This is a genomic window from Mesorhizobium sp. WSM4849 (genome assembly GCF_055811385.1).
On the sequence record NZ_JBVVPW010000015.1, the window covers coordinates 38,445 to 60,242 of the forward strand.

Sequence of the window (21,798 nt, forward strand, 5' to 3'; positions counted from 1 at the left end):
AAATCTTTTCTTTCTGGATGGCGGACCGTTGAGTTGGTGGAGGCAACCCCACCGGCCCTTCGGGCCACCCTCCCCTCAAGGGGGAGGGGTCAGGCGGCCGCCTTGAGCGACGCCTTTTGTGCGGCAAAGGCCCAGTCGAGCCACGGCAGCAGCGCTTCGAGATCGGAAGTCTCGACCGTCGCCCCGCACCAGACGCGCAGGCCGGGCGGCGCGTCGCGATAGGCGCCGATGTCGTAGGCGACGCCTTCCTTGTCGAGATCCGAGACAATTGCCTTGGCGAAGGCCGCCTGTCCGTCGGCGTCGAGTGCCGCGATATCCGGGTCGGTGAAGGAAAGACAGACGGACGTGTTCGACCGCGTCGCCGGGTCGGTGGCCAGATGGCCGAGCCATGCGGATCTGCCGACGAAGCCGTCGAGAACGGCGGCATTGGCGTCGGCGCGGGCGATCAGCGCATCGAGGCCGCCGATCGACTTCGCCCAACGCAGTGCGTCGAGATAATCCTCGACGCACAGCATCGACGGCGTGTTGATGGTCTCGCCCTTGAAGATGCCTTCGATGAGCTTGCCGCCCGAGGTGAGGCGGAAGATTTTCGGCAGCGGCCAGGCCGGCTTGTAGCTTTCCAGCCGCTCGACGGCGCGCGGGCTGAGGATCAGCACGCCGTGCGCCCCTTCGCCGCCGAGCACCTTCTGCCAGGAGAAGGTGACGACATCGAGCTTCTGGAAATCGAGCTTTTGAGCAAAGGCCGCCGAGGTCGCATCGCAGATGGTCAGGCCCTTGCGGCTGGCCGGGATGAAATCGCCGTTCGGCACACGCACGCCTGATGTCGTGCCGTTCCAGGTGAAGACGACATCGCGGTTGAAGTCGATTTTTGCCAGATCCGGCAGCGCGCCGTAACCGGCTTCGATCCTGCGCACGTCGGCGAGCTTCAGCTGCTTGACCACATCGGTGACCCAGCCGGAACCGAAACTCTCCCAGGCGACCATGTCGACGCCGCGTTCGCCGAGCAGCGACCACAGCGCCATCTCGACCGCGCCGGTGTCCGACGCCGGCACGATGCCGATGCGGTAATCTGCGGGAATCTGGAGGACCTCTCGCGTCAGCTCGATCGCCTGTTCGAGCTTGGTCTTGCCGATCTTGGCGCGGTGCGAGCGTCCGAGCGCGGCATTGGCCAGCGCCTCGACCGACCAGCCGGGACGCTTTGCACAGGGACCTGAGGAAAAATTGGGATTTGCCGGACGCGGTCCGGGCTTCGTATGCGTCGTCATCGTGGTCTATCCTTCCAGATAGTGGCCCCTCGTTGGGGAGGGGTGGCCCACGGACGGCGATATGCGTTCAGGCTTCCAGCGTCAAGAGGAAAGTTTTTGTCGCTGACGGGATACTGATCACCTGTGATGAGAATGTCATGGCCTCGAAACACGAACGGCGGCCCCGAAGATCCGCCGTCAAGATTGTCGCGTGCGCAGCTCCTACCAGAGGTCGTAACGCAACCCGAGCTTGACTTGATGATTGCTGATCCCTTTGTCGATCGGATAGGAAGTCAGGCTCTCGGCAGTCGCATATTCGGCGTCGGGCGCGGAAAAATACTGATAGCCCAGATCTACGGAAAAATTCTTGGACACTTGATAGGCAAGGCCTGCATTCAGCGTGTAAGCGAAGGAATACTGGGTCTTGTCGTCCTGCAGAACGAAATCGTCGGTAGGGTCATTGTTGTCGGTGAAATAGCTCGCTGAAAGCTTGCGGTTGCTCTGGACGACACCGATACCCGCGCCGAGATAGGGCGTGATCCCGACATAGGTGCCAAGATCGACATAGCCGTTGAGCATGCCCGAGAAGGCGTAGTTCTTCAGGGACGCTGATGCCACGGTCGTTCCGTCATCATAGCCGACGCCGATCTTATTGCCGGGCAGATAGCCGAAATTGAGATCGGCACGCAGATAGTCGTTGAAATGGTAGCCGAAGCCGATGCTGGCAAAGATCGGATCCTCATTGTCGCTGAAGCTCGCCGGTGTGAAGGCGAAATCCTCATCTTCGAAGCTCTTTTCCGGCAAATAGGCGACATCGCCGCGCAGATACCATCCCGAACCGACTTCGACCGGCACATAGTCCGGCGCCTGGTCGACATAGATCGGCGGATCGTAGTCGGCGCCAAGCGCTTGAGACAGCGGCATCAGGGCGATTGCTGCAAGCGCCAGCGCTATACGCGATTTGACTGTCATGATCCCGGCTCCCGAAGGTGGCGCCATTCGCGATCGCGAGCGCCGTTTCAGGAAGCATTGTTAACCATAGTGGTTAAGTGGCGGTTAAGGATAACAGGACGTTAGCGAATTGATTTTGATGCGCTTTCCCGACACAAACGGAAACCGCCCGGCTTTTGCCGGGCGGTCTGCAAACCTGCTCTCGAAGTGATTACTTGGTGTAGACCGGTTCGGGTTCGTAGGCGATCGGCACCGGCTGGGCGCAGTCCGAGTTGCCGAACTGATAGCGCAGGCCGCCGCGCACTTCGTGCACATTGATGCCCTTGTCATAGCCGGGACCGACATTGCTGTCTGAAGCGTAATCGAACATCTTACCGCCTTCGATATGACTGAAGCGGTAGCCGACATCGAGCTTGACGCGATCAGTCAGGCAGTAGGATGCGCCCGCCATGGCAGCATAGGCAAAACGCCAGTCCTTGCCGCCATGATGCTCGAAATCGCCGTCGATATCGCTGTTGTGCAGCGTATCCCACTTGACCCAGGCGCCGCCGATGCCGGCACCGACATAGGGCGTGATGCCGTGCCAGGTGCCGATATCGACGTAGGCATTGGCCAGGAGCAGCAGCGCCGAATAGGACGAGGTGTCGGTCGAGGTGCAGGGCGTTTGATTAATGCCGCAGAAGCCGCTGGTCGAGCCACGGAAATCGGATTTGCTCATCCAGTCCAGAGTGAGATCGGTGCGAAAATGCTGGTTGATCTGGTAACCGACGCCGGCGCCGGCCGAGAAGGCGCCGTCCAACTCGCCGCTGTCGAAGCTGCCGGGATTCTGCGGCGGGGCCGCGCTATAAGTGATGTAGTCGCCGCCGCGGAACTCCGACCAGTGATAGTCGATGTCGCCGCGAATGTACCAGCCGCCATATTCGACCGGCGGCTCGTAGACCGGCAGCGGCGGAGCCGGCTCGACCACGGGCGGCTCGACGAAGTCGGCGGCGAACACTGGTCCGGCCGCGCCCGCGAGCAGCGCGGCAAAGAGGGCCGTTCTTGCTGTATTCAACATGCTTGTCACCCCTGAGAACCCTCGGCACAGCGAACGCGTCCGAATCTGATTGGCTTCAGTCGTGGATAATGAATTGGAAAAGTTAAAAGGCGTTTAACCTTATCGCTTAACCATGAATCTCTAAATCTTTCAGGATTTCGCGTCATTTCCCTGGATTAATTGGAATGCAACCCAATAAAAAAGCCCGCCGGGAGGCGGGCTTTCGAACTGGCAAAGCTGCAGGATCAGGCGGCGCTGCGCGTTTCCGAAATGACCCCGACAATGTCGTTGACGACGGCCTCGACCAATTGCTGGTCATCGCCTTCCGCCATGACGCGAATAAGTGGTTCCGTGCCGGATGGCCGGATGACCAGGCGCCCGGCCTTGCCCAGCCGGTGGCGTGCATCTTCGATCGCCGCCTTGACCGGGGCTTCCTCGAGCGGCTTGCCGCCGGAAATATGGACGTTCTTCAGCAGCTGCGGCACCGGCGCAAACTTCTTCGACAGTTCGCTGACCGGCCTGTTCTGCCGCTTGATGCAGGCGAGCACCTGGAGCGCCGAAACGAGGCCGTCGCCGGTCGTGGAAAAATCGGACAGCACGATGTGGCCCGACTGTTCGCCGCCGACATTCAGGCCGTGCGCACGCATGTGCTCGACGACATAGCGGTCGCCAACCTTGGTGCGGTGCAACTGCAGGTTCATGTCGCCGAGGAAGCGTTCGAGGCCGAGATTGGACATCACCGTCGAAACGACGCCGCCTCCGGCCAGCCGTCCGCTCTGATGCCAGGTCTCGGCGATCAGCGCCATGATCTGGTCGCCATCAACGATCGCGCCGTTCTCGTCGACGATGACGACACGGTCGGCGTCGCCGTCGAGCGCGATGCCGATATCGGCGCGCACTTCGTGCACCTTCCTCTGCAGGCCTGCCGGATGGGTCGAGCCGCACTCCTTGTTGATGTTGAAGCCGTTGGGCTCGACATTGATGGCGACGACCTCGGCGCCGAGTTCCCACAGCGCCTCGGGCGCCACCTTGTAGGCAGCGCCATTGGCGCAATCGACGACGATGCGGAGGCCCGACAGTGACATCGACCGTGGCAGCGTGCGCTTGGCGAATTCGATGTAGCGGTCATGAACGCCGTCGACGCGCTTGGCGCGGCCGAGCCCGTCCGAATCGGCGAGCGCCAGGTCGATATCCTTGTCGAGCATCCCCTCGATGCGCTCCTCGATCTCGTCGGAGAGCTTGTAGCCATCTGGGCCGAACAGCTTGATGCCGTTGTCGTAGTAAGGATTGTGCGAGGCCGAGATCATCACGCCGATGTCGGCGCGCAACGAGCGTACCAGCATGGCGACCGCGGGCGTCGGAATCGGGCCGAGCAGGAACACGTCCATGCCGGCGGCGCACAGGCCCGACACCATCGCATTCTCGATCATGTAGCCGGAAAGCCTGGTATCCTTGCCGAGCACGACCCGGTGGCGATGGTTGCCGCGCTGGAACGAAAGGCCGGCGGCCATGCCGACCCTCATGGCGACCTCCGCCGTCATTGGAAACCTGTTGGCGCGCCCGCGAATGCCGTCCGTACCGAAATAACTTCCTGCCATGCTAGCCAGCTTCCCGATGGTTCTTTTTCCGGCACGTCATGCCACAAATTGGCCCGAGCCCTATCATCACAATGCATTATTGTACGTCGCCAACCCTTAGAAAATTGTTGGTTTGTGTGTTTTGTGTCACGCTAGTGTGTTTGCCTGCTCCGGTTGTGGCAGCAGCCTTCAGGAACTTCAGACCGTATCTGCATTCTTTGGTGTGTCGTCAGTGTCCGGGCAATCAGGTCCGCCGCACCGGCCGACCCGATCAACCTGTCGTGAGGCCGTTCCTGACTGTGGCCGCTCTATACGCGTTTTCCGTGCAAACGCCCGGAAAAATTGCATCTGGCGGACAGTAGCTGCCGGCGATTCCATCATTCTCTTGGAAATAATGCACTTTCAGGCGGCTTTTGCGCTATTTAGCATCTGGCGCAACCAGTCGTTGAGTGCTATTGCTTGCATGGGACATATCGTGAACACATGAGGGAGAAGACGCATGCTCATCCATCGACTTGCCACTTTGACGGGTCTTGCCGTCGTGACTTTATTCCTGGCGGCGCCTGCCAATGCGCTGACCATGGCCGAATGCAGCACCAAGTATAACGCGGCAAAGGACGCCGGAACACTTGGCGGCCAGAACTGGAACCAGTTCCGCAAGGCAGAATGCGGCACCGAGGCCGCCGCAGCCGATGCCACGCCAGCCAAGGCGGACAGCACCAGCGCTGCAACTATCGATGCGGCCGCTGCAGCGACGACCAAGGCAGCGGCAACTGTCAACGCCGGCAACGGCCTCAGGAGAGCGGATTGCAGCGCCAAATATCAGGCGGCCAAGACCGGCAACACGCTGAACGGCATGAAGTGGAACGACTTCCGCATGAGCCAGTGCGGTGCCGGTGCTTCCGACGACACCGTGCCGGCAGCCGATCAGGCAAGCCTCACCAGCAACCCGGAAACGCCGACCCGCATCGCTCCCCAGGGAGTGACGTTTCCGAAGGCGATCTCCACCAAGTATAGCAGCGAAACTCCGGCCAAGGCCCGCATGCACACCTGCCGCGACCAGTACCACGCCAACAAGGATGCCGGGACGCTGGGTGGCCTCAAGTGGATCCAGAACGGTGGCGGCTTCTACAGCCTTTGCAATGCCGCGCTGAAGAGCTGATCGGCATCAACATTCGAAGATAGCAAGGCCCGCGAGCCGCAAGCTTCGCGGGCCTTTTTTGCTGCCGGCGATAAATTGCGCCTGCAGTGCTGAAGGTTTGTAAAAGCGGAAGTGACGGCCGATCTCCCCCCTTGCGTGGGAGATCGGCCCTCATCACGGCACCTCCTGAACGGAAAACGCCGCGGTCAACACCGCGGCGTTTTCGAAATCAACCTCTTGGGCGGGCCTAGCTTGACGGCTGAGGCTCCATGCCGCCTTCGGGCTCCGGGCCCTTCTTGCGGCGGCTGCCGGACTTCGGCACGGCCGAGCCACGGCTCGGTGGCGTGTCGTCGCCGAGATCGCGGGCGGGCTTGTGGCCGGCGATCAGCTGCTTGATCTCCTCGCCGGACAGCGTCTCGTATTCCAAAAGCCCCTGCGCCAGCGCGATCCATTCCTTCTTCTTCTTGGTCAGGATGGATTTCGCCGTCGAATAAGCCTCGTCGATCAGCCGGCGCACTTCGGCGTCGATGATCTGCGCCGTCTCTTCCGAGACGTTCTGCGTGCGCGCCACCGAATGGCCGAGGAAGACTTCCTCCTGGTTGTCGCCATAGGCGACATGGCCGAGCTTGTCGGAGAAGCCCCAGCGCGTGACCATGGCGCGTGCCAGCTTGGTTGCCTGCTCGATGTCCGAGGAGGCACCCGAGGTGATGTTCTCCTTGCCGAACTTGAACTCCTCGGCGACGCGGCCACCCATCATGATGGCGAGGCGCGAGATCATGTATTTGTAGCTCATCGAATAGCGGTCGCCTTCCGGCAGCTGCATGACCATGCCAAGCGCCCGGCCACGCGGGATGATGGTCGCCTTGTGCAGCGGATCGGCCGACGGCACGTTCAGCGCCAGAATGGCGTGGCCGGCCTCGTGATAGGCGGTGAGTTCCTTCTCGGCCTGGGTCATGGCCGACGAGCGGCGCTCGGCGCCCATCATGATCTTGTCCTTGGCGTCCTCGAACTCGGCCATGGTGACAAGGCGCTTGTTGCGCCGCGCCGCCATCAGGGCGGATTCGTTGACGAGGTTCATCAGGTCGGCACCGGAAAAGCCCGGCGTTCCGCGTGCGATCACCTTGAGGTCGACATTGGGCGCCAGCGGCACGTTGCGCACATGCACCTTCAGGATCTTCTCGCGGCCGACGATGTCGGGATTCGGCACCACCACCTGGCGGTCGAAACGGCCGGGCCTGAGCAGCGCCGGATCGAGCACGTCCGGCCGGTTGGTGGCGGCGATCAGGATGATGCTTTCGTTGGATTCGAAGCCGTCCATTTCGACCAGCAACTGGTTCAGTGTCTGCTCGCGTTCGTCGTTGCCGCCGCCGAGACCGGCGCCGCGATGGCGGCCGACCGCGTCGATTTCGTCGATGAAGATGATACAGGGCGCATTCTTCTTGGCCTGGTCGAACATGTCGCGGACGCGGCTGGCGCCAACGCCGACGAACATCTCGACGAAGTCCGAGCCGGAAATGGTGAAGAACGGTACGTTGGCCTCACCGGCGACCGAACGGGCAAGCAGCGTCTTGCCGGTTCCGGGAGGGCCAACGAGCAGCACACCGCGCGGGATCTTGCCGCCAAGCCGCTGGAACTTCTGCGGATCACGCAAAAATTCGACGATCTCTTCCAGATCTTGCTTGGCTTCGTCGACGCCGGCGACGTCCTGGAAGGTGACGCGGCCATGCGCTTCGGTCAAAAGCTTGGCCTTCGACTTGCCGAAGCCCATGGCGCGGCCGGAGCCGGACTGCATCTGGCGCATGAAGAATATCCAGACGCCAAGGATGAGGATCATCGGCAGCCAGGAGATGAGATAGCCAAACAGCGAATTGGAACCGTCGGATTCGGGGCGCGCGTTGATGGTGACGTTCTTGTCCTGGAGTCTCGAAACCAGCGACGGATCACCCGGCGAATAGGTCTGGAAGCCGGTAGAGGTGTCGGTATAGGTGCCCGAGATGCGGGCACCCGCTATGGTCACCGTCTTGACCCGGCCAGCCGCGACATCCTGCAGGAACTGCGAATAGGGGACATCGCTCGCTGCTCCGCGCGTCTGCGGCGTCTGGAACAGATTAAAGAGAGCGATGAGCAGGACCGCTATGATCGCCCAGAGCGCGAGATTGCGATAATTCGGATTCATCAATTGTCCCGTTGGCGTCCGCTGGCGGACACGCGTCGTGAGAGGAAACTTGGGTCTAACATAGGGATGGCGCCTTCCCTTGCCAAGCAGAACAGCATGTCGCGGTTAAGCTTTCGCCCATGATCAACCGGCAGTGTGGCCGCTGAAAGGCGAGGCAGGAAGAACCGGCGCACCGATCAGCGCGGCGACCGTTCCGGCCGGCGTCAGATCGAATGACGGCAGGAAGCGGGCAAAGGGCGCGACGACCGGCGATACCGCCATTCCTGGCAATCCCGGGCTGTCCTGCGCCGAACCGAGGCATTCAACAAGATATTCGCTTGCGCGCCACAGCACCGGCTCGGCCGCCAGAGCCGCGCGGACAAGGCTTGGCGGCGTGCCGTCTTCGGCAATTGCCTGTTTTGCGGCACGAGCCGCGCCGAGCGGCGCGATCAATAATGCACCGGGTTCGTCGCCCAATGTGATCCTCCGGCGGCCGTCCCAGAGGGCAATGTCCACGGCAGGAGCGGCGGGCGGCAGGTTGCGGGTTTCGCGACGCAGGAAGATGCCGGCACGCCGCGCATCGACAACCGTCCGCGACAATGTAGCGCAAAATGGCGCGGCCCTCAGCCGGTCGAGCAGCGCCTCGCTGCGGGCCTGGTCGGGCAGAAAGGCAACGCCGCCGACAGTCGCCAGCAGGATGCGCAGCGCGTAGACGGCCGCCGGCTCGTCGCCGGCCGTCGCAAAGCCCGGATCGAGACGGATAAGGCCGGCGGCGGGCCTGCTGGCAAAGCCACGGATCAGCGCGGCGGCGTGATGGCCAAGCTGTTCGCGCTCGACCGCAGCCCGCGCGGCCAGCGCCACCGCGTCTTCCACGCGCTGCGCGCCATTGCCGTCGGCAAGCGCTGCGCGGATACGCGGCCGCTCGAAAGCCTCGTCTTCATTGGTCGGGTCTTCGGCCCAGCCGACATTTGCGCGCCGCAGGACTTCGCGCAGCGCCGCACGTCGTGTGCCGAGAAGCGGCCGTGCGATCCAGATCCGCCAATCATAGAGGGTGGCCGGTGCCATGCCGGCAAGGCCTCGCCCCTCTTCGCGTGCCCCATAGCCGCGCGCGTGCCGCATCAGCACGGTCTCGGCCTGGTCGTCGGCAGTGTGGCCGGTCAGGATCAGGCCGATACCTTCCGCCTGCGCTGCCTCGGCCAGCAGCCGGTAGCGGGCCTCACGCGCGGCAGCCGGCAGGCCGGTCGACGGCTTGCGTCCGGACCAGACCAGGATGCGGTGGGCAATGCCGCGCCCGGCACAAAGCCTGGCCACGGCTTGCGCCTCAGCGGCCGCGCCCGGCCGCAGACCGTGATCGATCGTCACAGCCAGCAATTTCGTTGCGGGCGCGGTACGGTCGAGGTGATCTTTGAGGAGAAGGAGAAGGGCGGTCGAGTCGCTGCCGCCGGACACGGCCGCAACAGCGCCGTTGGTAAAATCGATCTGCGAAAAAACCGAAAGGTCAGGCTCGGTTTCGAGCATCAATGCATGTCGCCCAAAAGTGGCCCCGGTTTTGGGGCAACGACATGCAAGAAAAAAACTAGCACGCCGCGAGCGCCCTTTCCTGCTTGACGCGTTCCTTGAGCGCGCCGGAAACGTTGGGATAGCGCTTGCCGATCTCGCCGAAAGTGGCGCAGGCCACGTCGCGCTGGTTCAATCCGACCAGCGACACACCGAGCTTCAGCAGCATGTCGGGAGCCTTCTTGGCCTTCGGATAATCCTTGCTGGCGGCGAGGAAGGTCTCGGCCGCGTCGCGGTATTTCTGCTGGCCGAGCAGTGACTCACCCAGCCAGTAATGCGCGTCCGCCGTCTTGGCGTCCTTGGGGAAGCGGGCGATGTGGTCGCGAAAACCCTGTTCGGCAGTGCCGTAGTCGCCCGACAAGATGAACTGATAGGAGTTGCGGTAAAGCTCCTCCGGGTCGTCGGTGGCGGGCAGTGCCGCAACCACCGTATCGTCGGACTTGCCGGCCTGCGTGCCGGCGGCCTGGTCGCCGGCGCCTTGGGCGCCGGTAGCAGGAGCGGTGTTCTGCGCCGGTGCATGTGCCTGCGTGTTGCCGTCGGCGTCGATCACATTGCCGTTCTTGTCGACCGTGATGGTGCCGAACGTCTTCGGCGGCGTGCCCTGGATCACCGTGCCGGGTTCGCCTGTCGGCGATTCGACGATGACCTCCCCGCTCTGGTCGCCGGCTGGCGATGTGCCCCCATCGGCCGGCGCGTGCGTCGCCGGAGCCTCGGCGACGCTGCTGTCGGGGTTGGTGGTGGCGTCCGACTTTTTCTGCTCCGCTGGTTGCTGCGCGCCTTGCGAACCGCCTTCCAGCTGCTGGAAGCGGAACTCGTTGTCTTCCTGCTGCTTGCGGATCTGCTCCTGCATCTGCAGCACCTGGAAGTTGAGTTCCTCAATCTTGCCGTTCATCTGGCGGAGCTGTTCCTCCAGCGCCGTAGTGCCGGTGCCATCCTGCGCAAATTGAGCCTGATCCGGTTTCTTTTTTTCACCGAAAATGCCCGGCTTTTCACCGAAAATGCCGAGCGTCGGCAGGCGGAAGGAAAAACCGCTTTTTTCTGCAGCTTGCTCGTCGCCGCTTGCCGGGGCGGCGACGCTTGATACGAGCAGCAGCGCAAGCGTGCCGCTCAAGACCGATCTGAAATGCATGTGCCTCTCGCCGTGAAATTGTTTGCCTGTTGCATGCCTTCCGATCGGAGTGGACCGTCAGGCGCCTCGGCTCTTACCAGGACGCAGGACTTCGGCCAAATTTTGTTTCAAGTCCGATATCCGGGCGCCGGACATGAAAAAGGCGGCCGCGGCCGCCTTTCGCACATATGTGTTGCATTTCTGCCGATCAAGAATTGCCGATCAAGAACCGGCGCCGCTGATCGTGGTGACGGCGCGGCGGTTCTGCGACCAGCAGGAGATGTCGTCGCAAACCGCGACCGGACGCTCCTTGCCGTAGGAAATGGTCTTCAGGCGCTGGGCGGAAACGCCCCTGGCGACGAGGAAGTCGCGGGTGGCGGCGGCACGGCGGGCGCCGAGCGCCAGATTGTATTCGCGCGTGCCGCGCTCGTCGGCATGGCCTTCGATGACGATGGCATACTGCCTATACTGGTTCAGCCATTGCGCCTGGCGCGAAAGCGTCGTCTGCGCGTCGGCGCGGATCGAGGACGAATCCGTGTCGAAGAAGATGCGGTCGCCGATGTTGACGGTGAAGTCCTGGGCCGATCCGGGCGTTGCCGCTCCGGCGCCGCTGAGACCGAGATCGGCGGCGCTGTTCAGGTTCTTCTTCGAGGCGCAACCGGCGATGGCGAGCAACGCCACCAGCGCGATCATCGCCGGGTTTCTGGTAAGTGCTGCGATACGGCCCATGCCGCCTCTCCTTCGCAATTCGAGTGATTTCGTTGATCGTCCAGTAACCACGTTTGGGTTAACCGGCGTTCAAAAAACACGGTTAAAATTTGGTTTCGGCTGCCGTCCGTCACCAGAGGGGCAACAATGTGCGCGGACCCTAGGCGGAAATGCGGCTAAAACGCGACCAAGCCGTGGAAAGGAGCGAATCGAAGAGTTGAGGAATCCCGTTTTCTCCATCTCTTCAATTCTTCATTTCTCCAATTCCTCTCACTCGAGCAGCGGCGACCAGGCCGGGTCCGATGCGAAATTCGCCGTCGGGATCGACTGTTCGTTGCGGCCGGTGAGATCGACCGAAACGAGTTTCGGCCCGCCGGCTGAATCGCGGAAGAACATCAGCACCCGGCCGTTGGGCGCCCAGGTCGGCCCCTCCTGCTGGAAGCCGGTTGAGAGGATGCGCTCGCCCGAACCGTCGACGCGCATGACGCCGATCTGGAACTCGCCGGCAGTCTGCTTGGTGAAGGCGATGAGATCGCCGCGCGGCGACCACACCGGCGTCGAATAGACGCCATCGCCGAAGGAGATGCGGGTCTGGCCCGAACCGTCGGCGCCCATCACATAGATCTGCGCGCGGCCGCCGCGGTCGGAGGTGAACACCACCTTGCTGCCATCCGGAGAATAGGATGGCGAGGTGTCGATGGCCGTCGAATTGGTGAGCCTGGTCGTCGAGCGGCTCCTCAAATCCATGGCGAAGATGTTGGAATTGCCGTCGTCGCGCAGCAGGCTCATGATCACCTTCTGGCCGTCGGGCGAGAAGCGCGGCGCAAAGGTCATGCCGGGAAAGTCGCCGACCAGTTCGCGCTGCCCGGTCTCGATCTGCAGCAGATAGACCTTCGGCTGGCCGCTTTCATAGGACATGTAAGTGATTTCCTGCCGGTTTGGCGAGAAACGCGGGGTCAGCACGATCGACCTGCCATCCGACAGGTAGCGGATATTGGCGCCGTCCTGGTCCATGATGGCGAGGCGCTTCTTGCGCGCGTTCTTTGCGCCCGATTCGTCGATGAAGACGACGCGCGTGTCGAAATAGCCCTTCTCGCCGGTCAGCCGTTCATAGATCGCGTCGGCGATGATATGGGCGACACGCCTCGTATTGGCGTCGTTGGCGAAGAACTGCTCGCCGGACATCTGCTGGCCGGCAAACGTATCCCACAGCCTGTACTGGGCGCGGACGCGGCCATCGGCCTCCTTGCTGACGCTGCCGGTGACCAGCGCTTGGGCATTGATCACTTTCCAGTCCTCGAAGCGGGGCGCGGCATCCGGATTGGAGATCTTTTCTATGAAGGCGCTCTTGTCGATCGGCGCGAACAGGCCGGAGCGTTTCAGGTCTGCGCTGACGATGCCGGAAATCTCCGCACCCAGCGCATCGCCACCTTGAAAGTCGGTGATGGCGATCGGCAGCGGCTCGACATTGCCTTTGTTGACGTTGAGCTCAACGAGGGCCCGCGCCGGCAAGGTGGCGGCGGCAGTCATGCCCAGCGCCATCGCTATGATCATCAGGAGCGGCTGGAGGATGGATTTCATGTCTTCTCGCTTCTCTTTAATATTCTACGGGGCGCCAGGCCTAAAGGCCCAGCATTTCCCTCGGATCGAACGTGACACGAACGTCGGCCCAGATGTCTTGTTTGCCTGCGGGGACCTGCAGACCGGCCACATCGCATTTCTGAACCGCGCGCACGGCACTTTCGTCGAACGGGCGGCTTCCGCTCGACTTTTCGACAGATGGCCGTCCGTCCAGCTTGCCGGAGGCGTCGAGGTTGAACCGGACTACGACGATGAAATTCTCGGAACCCTCGAGCCCCACCGGCAGGGTCCAGCAACCACCAAGTTGAGCCTCCAACGCCCCCTGCTCCGACCTTGAAAGCTTCTGGCCCTGGTTTTTGTCGGCGCCGAGAGACGCCTGCTGGGTCGAGCGCTTGGCGCCGCCGCCGGACGGCTTTCGCTTGTCGAGCAAAGCGGAAATCTCGTCGGCGTTGAACTGCTTGTCTTCCGATTTTGGCCTGGACGAGGCTTCTTTGACTGGCTTGTCGGCATCCTTGCGCTCCGGCGCCTTTGCGCTTTCGGCCTGGGCCGGCTGCGGCTTCGGCCGCGCCTGCGGGGCAGGCGCAGAGTCCGGAAGCTGCGTCGTCTCGGTTGGCGGCTCCCGGGCAATGGCCTCGGCGACGGCGTCCGGCTTGACCTCAGGCTTCGGGTCGATGGCGGCGGTCTTGTCCTGCGGCGGCGTCGGCGCCGGCTCCTTTGCCGGCGTCGGTTTTGGCTCCGCCTGCTTGACCGGCTCGGGCTTGACCTCTTCCTTCGGCTGCGGCACCGGTACGACCTCCGTCGCCGGGACAGGCTTGGGCTGCTCCTTCGGCTTCGGCACGTCCTCGGGCTTCGGCTTCTCTTTCGGCGTCGGCGCGGGCGGCGGCGCCTCAGCCTTATCGATCGGCTGGGGCTTGGGTTCCGGCGTCGGCGGCTTGTCGGTATCGACGCTGTTGTCGCCGACCGTCTGCGCGTCGGCCACGATGTCGGGACGCTGGGTCGGCAATGGCGCCGGCTTTTCGCTCACCGCAGCTTTCTTGTCGCCTTGCTGTATCTGCGCGATCGCTTCCATCGGCACGATTTCGACTGCCAGAGACTCGGCATCGGACGCCGGCAACGCCGCCGGCGCCGACAGCGTGAACAGGCCGAAGCCGATCGCGACCGCATGCAAGATCACCGATGTGGTGAGGCCGGTCTTCATCGTACGTCTATTGATCCTGTTTCGGCAGTGAAAGCAGCGCGATGTTCTTGTAGCCGGCGTCCTGGATGAGACCCATCACTTCCATCGCGGAGCCATAGTTGGTAGCCTTGTCGCCGCGGATGAAGAGGCGCTCTTCGTAGCCGGTCTTGGAAATCGCCTGCAGCTTGGCGACCAGCTCTTCCTGCGGAATTTCGGTCTCCTGCAGGAAAATCTTGCCCGTGCCGTCGATCGTAATCGTGATCGGCTGGGTATCGGCGTTCATCGCCTTGGCCTTCGTCTCCGGCAGGTCGACCGGCACGCCGACCGTCAGCAAAGGTGCGGCGACCATGAAGATGATCAACAGCACCAGCATCACGTCGACCATCGGCGTGACGTTGATTTCCGATATCATAGCGTGATGGCGGCCGCGCCGCCTGTGGCCGCGACCACCGCGTCCCCCGCCACCCGCGCCTACAGACATTCCCATGATTGTTCCTCAGGTCTTCTGCGCGACTTTTTCATCGATTTGGCGCGAGAGTATGGCGGAGAACTCGTCCGCGAACCCCTCCATGCGCACGGCGATCTTGCTCGCGTCCGACGACAGCTTGTTGTAGGCGATGACGGCGGGGATTGCCGCGAGCAGGCCTATTGCCGTGGCCAGCAGCGCTTCGGCAATGCCGGGTGCGACCACCGACAGGCTGGTATTCTTGGATGCGGCGATTGCCTGGAACGAGGTCATGATGCCGATCACCGTGCCGAACAGGCCGATGAAGGGCGCCGCCGAGCCGGTGGTGGCGAGAAAGCCAAGCCGTCCTTCCAGTTTTTCCATTTCGCGGGTCAGCGCCAGGTCCATCGCCTTGTCGATGCGGGTCTGCAGGCCAAGCGGCGATTTCGCCCCCTTCTCGAAGCTCTTCTTCCACTCGCGCATGGCGGCGACGAAAATGGCGCCCATGCCTGACGTCTTGCGGTCGGCGAGCGTGCGGTAGAGTTCTTCCAGCGACTGCCCCGACCAGAACACCTGTTCGAAGCGATTGAGCGCGAGCCGCATACGGCCATAGGCGACGAGCTTGTCGACGATGATCGCCCAGGTCCAGATCGAGGCGCAGAGCAGCCCGATCATGACCAGCTTGACCACCCAGCCGGCCTGCGTAAACAGCGCCCAAATCGACAAATGCGCGCCCGGTTCGGCGAGTGCGATATTTTCCATGGTTACGTCCTTAAGATTTTCCGGGCACGGCTGGCGGCTGGCCCATGGGCATCCCTTGTGGTCCGTTCGCGCAACGCTTGCGGAATAACCCCAAAATGCACCGTTGCCGGCGTTTTCGGAGCAAATCTTGGTGAAAGGAAGGCGCTGGATTCTCCAATCTCCACCACCCTCTTCATGAACCGTTATGGTTAAGGATGGGTTAGGACGGACAGCGCGGCGCATTGCCGCGCCTTGGGCGAGCCGCCCGGCATCGTCATCGGATCATTGGGTGGTAACTTACCGATTTGAACTTACCGACTTGTCTTGGGCATGAAGGCTGCGATCCATTCCTTCGGAAAACGTCTTGGCCGGCCGTTTTCGCCGATAATCGCCGCCTCGACCCGCGCCTCGACCAGCACCTCGCTGCCGCGCTTCAACTGCTGCGCCATGAAGATGCGGGCGCCCGAAATGTCCTCGGTGCGCGTTTCGATGGTCAGGATGTCGTCCATGCGGGCGGATCCACGGAAGTCGATCTCCATGCGCCTCACCACCCAGATTATTTTTTCGCCATGCTTGCCCTCGGCAAGCTCGGTGTGATGGACGCCGGCAAGCCTGAGATAATCGGAACGGCCGCGCTCGAAAAATTCGAGATAGCGCGCGTGGTAGACGACGCCGGAGAAATCGGTGTCGGCATAATAGACCCGCGCCATCAGCCGGTGGCCGAATTCCGTCAGCGCGCCGGAGAGCCCGACGCAGAGCGTTGCCGATTCACCATGATCGTCCATTGCGCTTTCCTTTTCGGGCCTGACCGGGCACCTGAAGCGCGACGCGCTTTAGGTGGTTGTTTCCGTGCGGTGTCGTTGTCCCAAAACCGCTACACACTTTTTGGGCAACACGCATTAGCTTGGCGCATGAACCCGATGGCACTGTTGACGGCGATGATCAAGACCCTGATGGCGGCGCTGCTTGTGCTGGCTGCGCTGATGCTGCCGGGCCAGGCGGCGAGCTTTTCGATGAAGCGCGGCCTCAACCTCGACCAATGGACGACATGGCCTGGCGAGGACAAATGGGGCGACCGGCGGGCAATCCTGCCCTATCCGGAATGGCGCAAATTCCTCAACGACGATGACCTCAAGGCGCTGAAGAGCGCCGGTTTCGATTTCCTGCGCATGCCGGTCGACCCGTCGCCGTTCCTGTCCGGCGAGACGCTGGCGCTGCGCGACGACCTCTATGCCAGCGTGCTGGGCTCGGTGCGCATGATCAATCGCGCCGGACTGAAAGTGATCGTCGACATGCATCGCGCGCGCGGAAGCCCATGGCTTCGCATGGTCGATCTGGAGCTATGGCGGCGCCTTCGGCATCGTCGAGGCGTTTGATGGCGACAAGGCCGAGCCGGATGTGATGGACGCGATCAAGTCACTTCATTGACGGTCAGGCTGAACCCAGGTCGATCGAAAGAATCTCTGGGCGCATCCCAAAACGCACCGGCAGAATGCTGAAACCGAGCCCTCCGGAGACGATCAGGTGCCGGTTCTCCTCCACGACATGGCCATAGGCAAAACGGTTGCCGAAGCGGGATGGCACGACCGGAGAATAGCCGAACAGCCGCACCTGTCCGCCATGGGTATGACCCGAAAGAGTCAACGATATCCGTGACGGGACCTTCGGGAATATGTCGGGCTCATGTGCCAGCAGAATAACGGGAGCCGTGTCGCTTACGCTTGCCAGCGTGCCATGCAGGTCGTCCAGTCCTTTGAATCCGCTGCGGCCCCAGGCTTTGCCCGGCCGCAGCGCAAGTTGGTCCGCAAGTCCGGCGACCCAGAAGTTATGCCCGTCTTTTTCCAGGCGGACGGCATCGTTTTCCAGGACCGGGATGCCGGCGCGCTCGAGCGCCCTGCGCGCCACCGTCGGCCCGAACCCGGCCTCCTGCGCGGAAAGGTCCTCCCACCAGTCGTGATTGCCAAGGATTGACCACACGCCGAGCGGCGCCCTCAGGCCGGACAAGGCCGGCGCCCATTCGGAGGAATCCACCCAGTCCGTAACCAGGCGTGTGCCGGCTGCATAGTCGCCAAGCAGGACAATCAGATCCGGCTGCAGGGTGTTCGCCCGTTCGGCAAGCGACCTGATCCGCTCCGGCGTCATCCATGGCCGGCATGCATGAATATCGGCGAGAGCGACAACCCGAAGCCGCAATCCTGCAGGCCAGTTTGGCGGCGTCAATGAATAGCGCTTTACCTGCGTCAGCAACATCGGCTCGAGGCCAACCGCATAAACGCTGAGCGACACCGCCGATAACAAAGAACCGCCGATGAGGCGCAGGAAGCCACGTCTGGTGATCATCGCTCAGCTCCATCGTTCGTGGAACCGACGGTCCCACAGCGCGAGGCTTCGCGTTAAAATCCGCAAATGTGCCGGCAAGCTGACCAGGATTAGGAGATTTTGCGCAGCTAAAGCATCGGACCCAAAAGTGGGTACCGGTTTTGGGAAAATCCGGTGCTCAAACATGAGATAGAGCCCCATCCCGCTGTCGGGATGGACCAGGCTCAAAGTGCGCCGCGTTTGAAAGGATTCATGCGACGCGCTTCAAATGTTTGTTTCCATGCATGTCGTTGCCCCAAAACCGCTGCGCACTTTTGGGCGACATGCATCAGGGCGTGGCTGGCGCCGCTGTCTTCATTGCGTCGGCATCCGCGACCTTCTCCATCGTGTTGATGCTGACATGGGGCCATCTTATCAGGCCCGGCAGACCATCGCGACGCGGGAAGAAATCGAGAAGCACGATTTGCAGATATTGCAGAATGAGGCGCGGCGTTCCCGCGGGCGTCAGCTCGTCCAATTCCATTATCCAGAAAGTCGAAATCATTTCGGCCGCGTTGGCCTGCCTTACGATGAAGGGAATATTGACGATCCCGGCGGTCTCGACAGTCGTGCTGACCTGCAGCTTTGTCGTTCTGGTTACGGTTCCCGGAGCGCCGCCGACAAGAAGCAGATGTGGCTTTACCGGATCGAAACCCGGAAAGGTGGGATCGGCCACAACACCCTTGAACGGAGCGAGATGAAAATGATTGTAGGGCGCCAGATAGGGACTGGTGAGATTCTGATTGACGCCTATCGGCAACCCATTGATTGGCGGAATTGTCGGTGGCCCGTTGGTGACCTCGCCCGCACCCAATGCAAGCAGTGAGTCGCCGTGCGGAATCGTCCCAAGGCGTCCAATGTTGCTGGTTTTCTCTGCCTCATTGGTCATGAACAACCAAAGGCCCGGCTCGTGGTGAATCGTCGTGTTCGGATCTCCCTGCAGGCCGCTCGCCGGAAAATCGTCGGCAAGCAACTGCTCGATCCGTTGCTCGTAATCCAGTGCGACCACGACCTGGTCGGTGTTGATCGAAGTTCCGTTCCTCTGGATGCCGCGATTCTTGACGCCCTTGTCCACCAAAGTGAATTTGAGCACCTCATCATATTGATTGACCAGGAGCCGGTAGTCGATCCCGCTGCCCGATGAAGCGAATGGCAAAGCGATCGCATTCCAGCCGCGCCCCTTCATGCCCGGGTCATTCTTCCACGTTCCAGGAAGTAACTTGAGTACATCGAGATCGCTATCACCCTGTCTGGCGATATCGATGTAGCGGGGTTCTGTCTTTAGCTCGGTCACTCTGCTTGCTGCAATCATACCTTCCCCCTGCCATATTGAACAATTGACAATATACTTCTTCGCCGCTGTCAGGGGCGTAGAAGGCCAGGACTTCAATGCATATAGTTATGCGTGAGCGCTTAATGTCGCATATTACGCGGTGCCCGAAATAACGCTATACTATTTGAAAAAAGTCAAATCGAAATTTGACTGAACTTCTATGGTTAAGAAATGAGCAGCATGATGAGGATTATAATCCTTGTCAATCATCACCTTGGATCCGACGAAGACACAGAAGCATTCGCGACTGAGAGGCGCCTGCAGACTTCGTCATTCCTCCTGGAACAGGCTGATCTGCTGCTGCGCCAGATCCTTCGGCGCGTCGAGTCCGAGATGCCGCCAGGCATTGGCAGTCAGCACGCGGCCGCGCGGCGTGCGCTGAATAAAACCCTGCTGGATCAGATAGGGCTCTATGATGTCCTCGATGGCGTCGCGCGGCTCGGAAAGCCCTGCCGCGATGGTCTCGATGCCGACCGGCCCGCCGCCAAAATTCCGCGCGATCATCGAGAGGTAGCGGCGGTCGAGCGCGTCGAGGCCGAGCGCGTCGACCTCGAGCCGCGTCAGCGCCTCGTCGGCGATCTGGCGATCGACATGACCGTCGCCGGCGACTGATGCAAAATCACGCACGCGGCGCAAAAGGCGGCCGGCGATGCGCGGTGTCCCACGTGCGCGTCGCGCGATCTCCAGCGCGCCATCGTCGCCGAGCGGCATCGCAAGGATGCGGGCGCCGCGCCGCACGATCTGCTCCAGTTCCTCGACGGAGTAGAAATTGAGGCGGACTGGAATGCCGAAGCGGTCGCGCAGCGGATTGGTCAAAAGGCCGAGCCGGGTGGTAGCGGCGACGAGGGTGAAGCGGGCAAGATCGATCTTGACCGAGCGCGCCGCCGGCCCTTCGCCGATGATCAGGTCGAGCTGGAAATCCTCCATCGCCGGATAGAGAATTTCCTCGACCGCCGGGTTGAGCCGGTGGATCTCGTCGATGAACAGCACGTCGCGGTCTTCGAGATTGGTGAGCAGCGCTGCGAGATCGCCGGCCTTGGCGATGACCGGACCGGAGGTCGAGCGGAAATTGACACCGAGCTCACGCGCCATGATCTGCGCCAGCGTCGTCTTGCCGAGGCCGGGCGGCCCGACGAACAGCACGTGGTCAAGCGCCTCGCTGCGGCCCTTGGCAGCCTCGATGAACACTTTGAGATTGGCCCGCACCGCCGCTTGGCCGACGAAGTCGCCGAGCGTCTGCGGCCGCAAGGTCTGCTCGGCATCCTCGCCGCGCTTGTCGGGAGCAATGAGGCGTGGCGAAAGGCTCATGCGGCCTTCCTTGCACAGGGCAGGCAACGGGACAAGCGCAGACTCACCGCGCCAGCTCCTTCAGCCCGAAGCGGATCAGCTTCGAAGCATCCGCATCCTCGCCGGCGCTCTTCAGCGCCGCCGCCACCGCATTGGCGGCGGTATCGCGCGAATAGCCGAGATTGACCAGCGCCGAGACGGCGTCGGTGATCGGCGCCGGCGCGACGCCATCGCCGAGTTCCTGCTTCAGGCCGATGGTGCCGGAGGCAGTGCCCGCATAGGCTGGCGCCTTGTTCTTCAGTTCGGTGACGATGCGCTCGGCCACCTTTTTGCCGACGCCGGGCGCGCGACTGACCATGGCAATATCACGTAGCGCGATGGCATTGGCGAGATCGGCCGGCGCCAGCGTCGACAGAATGGCCAGTGCCACCTTGGCGCCGACGCCCTGCACATTGCTCATCAACAGCCGGAACCACTCGCGCTCCAGCACCGACTGGAAACCGTAGAGCCGCAGCATATCCTCGCGCACATAGGTCTCGATGAACAGCACCACCGCCTCGCCGGGTGCCGGCAAAGCGGCAAGCGTGCGCGCCGAGCAGTGGGCGACATAGCCGACGCCGTGCACATCGACGATGCAGAAATCCTCGTCGACCTCGTCCAGCGTGCCTTTGAGCTTGCCGATCATGTGTGGTCCCTCATGCCAGCGCCGCCATCCTGTAGACAACACTCTGCCGGTGATGCGCGTGGCAGATGGCAATGGCCAGCGCGTCGGCGGCATCGTCGGTGTCGAACGTCGCCTTCGGCATCAGCACCTTGACCATCATGTGGATCTGCTTCTTGTCGCCATGGCCGACGCCGATCACCGCCTTCTTGACGGCGTTGGGCGCATATTCGGCAACGACCAGACCGGCCAGCGCCGGCACCAGCATGGCGATGCCGCGCGCCTGGCCAAGCTTCAGCGTCGCCGCCGCATCCTTGTTGACGAAGGTCTGCTCGACCGCCGCCTCGTGCGGCATGGCGGTATGCAGGATCTCGGCAAGCCCGTCATGCAACTGGCAAAGCCGTATCGCCAGCGCCGCCTTGTCGTCGGAACGGACGGTTCCGGAGGCGACGAAGCGCAGCGAATTGCCGAGGCTCTCGACGATGCCCCAGCCGGTGCGCCTCAGCCCCGGATCGATGCCGATAATGCGAATCGTTTCCCCCATCCGCCAAGTCTACCCTTGGCGGACAGCGATGCCAGCGAAATGTGAACAAACCAGAAACAGGCTCCGCTGCTTGCAGGATGAGCCAAAGAGACTGTTTCGAAAGTCGCTCCGGCGAGTCATATGGTGGTGGTTTCGAGAACGGAGCGGAGCGGACATTTGGGTCCATGAGCCCACGCATGACCCCGAAAATCGGA

The 21,798-nt window shown here is 62.2% G+C and carries 19 protein-coding genes and 1 pseudogene; 2 read left to right on the forward strand and 18 right to left on the reverse strand.

Going from position 1 to position 21,798, the window contains the following annotated elements; genetic code table 11:
• Nucleotides 1-89: 89 nt before the first annotated feature.
• The 4 genes from AC0L3L_RS18440 to glmM form a co-directional block, all read right to left on the reverse strand.
• Nucleotides 90-1,265, reverse strand: coding sequence for a phosphoserine transaminase (locus AC0L3L_RS18440; RefSeq protein WP_473525659.1), 1,176 nt, complete (start codon nt 1,263-1,265; stop codon nt 90-92).
• Between the two features lie 201 nt (nt 1,266-1,466).
• Nucleotides 1,467-2,216, reverse strand: coding sequence for an outer membrane protein (locus AC0L3L_RS18445; RefSeq protein ID WP_473486353.1), 750 nt, complete (start codon nt 2,214-2,216; stop codon nt 1,467-1,469).
• A gap of 190 nt (nt 2,217-2,406) precedes the next feature.
• A complete protein-coding gene (locus AC0L3L_RS18450; protein WP_473525660.1) occupies nt 2,407-3,252 on the reverse strand; it encodes an outer membrane protein in 846 nt (281 codons plus the stop codon).
• 224 nt (nt 3,253-3,476) lie between these two features.
• Nucleotides 3,477-4,829, reverse strand: coding sequence for a phosphoglucosamine mutase (glmM, locus tag AC0L3L_RS18455; RefSeq protein ID WP_473638640.1), 1,353 nt, complete (start codon nt 4,827-4,829; stop codon nt 3,477-3,479).
• A gap of 478 nt (nt 4,830-5,307) precedes the next feature.
• Between glmM and AC0L3L_RS18460 the strand changes: the two genes are divergently transcribed.
• A complete protein-coding gene (locus tag AC0L3L_RS18460) occupies nt 5,308-5,970 on the forward strand; it encodes a hypothetical protein (protein WP_473638641.1) in 663 nt (220 codons plus the stop codon).
• 226 nt (nt 5,971-6,196) lie between these two features.
• Here AC0L3L_RS18460 and ftsH read toward each other — a convergent pair whose 3' ends face one another.
• The 9 genes from ftsH to ybgC form a co-directional block, all read right to left on the reverse strand.
• Nucleotides 6,197-8,125: an ATP-dependent zinc metalloprotease FtsH gene (gene ftsH, locus AC0L3L_RS18465; RefSeq protein WP_065011263.1), complete on the reverse strand. Its 1,929-nt coding sequence runs from the start codon at nt 8,123-8,125 to the stop codon at nt 6,197-6,199.
• 123 nt (nt 8,126-8,248) lie between these two features.
• Nucleotides 8,249-9,622, reverse strand: a complete 1,374-nt coding sequence (gene tilS, locus AC0L3L_RS18470) for a tRNA lysidine(34) synthetase TilS (protein ID WP_473638730.1) — start codon at nt 9,620-9,622, stop codon at nt 8,249-8,251.
• A gap of 58 nt (nt 9,623-9,680) precedes the next feature.
• Nucleotides 9,681-10,790: a tol-pal system protein YbgF gene (ybgF, locus tag AC0L3L_RS18475; protein WP_473638642.1), complete on the reverse strand. Its 1,110-nt coding sequence runs from the start codon at nt 10,788-10,790 to the stop codon at nt 9,681-9,683.
• A gap of 201 nt (nt 10,791-10,991) precedes the next feature.
• Complete coding sequence (gene pal, locus AC0L3L_RS18480) at nt 10,992-11,498, reverse strand: peptidoglycan-associated lipoprotein Pal (protein ID WP_027152911.1); 507 nt, start codon at nt 11,496-11,498, stop codon at nt 10,992-10,994.
• A 249-nt stretch (nt 11,499-11,747) separates the two neighbouring features.
• Entirely contained in the window at nt 11,748-13,031 is a 1,284-nt protein-coding gene (gene tolB, locus AC0L3L_RS18485; RefSeq protein ID WP_473638732.1) for a Tol-Pal system beta propeller repeat protein TolB, read from the reverse strand.
• 67 nt (nt 13,032-13,098) lie between these two features.
• A complete protein-coding gene (locus tag AC0L3L_RS18490; RefSeq protein WP_473638643.1) occupies nt 13,099-14,256 on the reverse strand; it encodes an energy transducer TonB family protein in 1,158 nt (385 codons plus the stop codon).
• Between the two features lie 7 nt (nt 14,257-14,263).
• Complete coding sequence (gene tolR / locus AC0L3L_RS18495; RefSeq protein WP_473638644.1) at nt 14,264-14,722, reverse strand: protein TolR; 459 nt, start codon at nt 14,720-14,722, stop codon at nt 14,264-14,266.
• A gap of 9 nt (nt 14,723-14,731) precedes the next feature.
• Nucleotides 14,732-15,442, reverse strand: a complete 711-nt coding sequence (gene tolQ / locus AC0L3L_RS18500; RefSeq protein ID WP_023799988.1) for a protein TolQ — start codon at nt 15,440-15,442, stop codon at nt 14,732-14,734.
• 290 nt (nt 15,443-15,732) lie between these two features.
• Nucleotides 15,733-16,206: a tol-pal system-associated acyl-CoA thioesterase gene (ybgC, locus tag AC0L3L_RS18505; protein WP_473638646.1), complete on the reverse strand. Its 474-nt coding sequence runs from the start codon at nt 16,204-16,206 to the stop codon at nt 15,733-15,735.
• Nucleotides 16,207-16,341: 135 nt separating this feature from the next.
• On the opposite strand from ybgC, the pseudogene AC0L3L_RS18510 reads away from it, so the two are divergent.
• A pseudogene (locus AC0L3L_RS18510) lies at nt 16,342-16,719 on the forward strand (glycosyl hydrolase); the annotation flags it as partial.
• A gap of 133 nt (nt 16,720-16,852) precedes the next feature.
• Here AC0L3L_RS18510 and AC0L3L_RS18515 read toward each other — a convergent pair.
• The 5 genes from AC0L3L_RS18515 to ruvC all read right to left on the reverse strand — a co-directional run bounded on the left by AC0L3L_RS18515 (nt 16,853) and on the right by ruvC (nt 21,604).
• A complete protein-coding gene (locus AC0L3L_RS18515) occupies nt 16,853-17,761 on the reverse strand; it encodes a metallophosphoesterase (RefSeq protein WP_473638647.1) in 909 nt (302 codons plus the stop codon).
• A gap of 307 nt (nt 17,762-18,068) precedes the next feature.
• Entirely contained in the window at nt 18,069-19,091 is a 1,023-nt protein-coding gene (locus AC0L3L_RS18520; RefSeq protein ID WP_258121605.1) for a heme-binding protein, read from the reverse strand.
• Between the two features lie 291 nt (nt 19,092-19,382).
• A complete protein-coding gene (gene ruvB, locus AC0L3L_RS18525; protein ID WP_027152903.1) occupies nt 19,383-20,420 on the reverse strand; it encodes a Holliday junction branch migration DNA helicase RuvB in 1,038 nt (345 codons plus the stop codon).
• Between the two features lie 43 nt (nt 20,421-20,463).
• Nucleotides 20,464-21,084: a Holliday junction branch migration protein RuvA gene (gene ruvA / locus AC0L3L_RS18530; RefSeq protein ID WP_473486340.1), complete on the reverse strand. Its 621-nt coding sequence runs from the start codon at nt 21,082-21,084 to the stop codon at nt 20,464-20,466.
• Between the two features lie 10 nt (nt 21,085-21,094).
• Complete coding sequence (gene ruvC, locus AC0L3L_RS18535) at nt 21,095-21,604, reverse strand: crossover junction endodeoxyribonuclease RuvC (protein WP_473638648.1); 510 nt, start codon at nt 21,602-21,604, stop codon at nt 21,095-21,097.
• Nucleotides 21,605-21,798 lie beyond the last annotated feature (194 nt).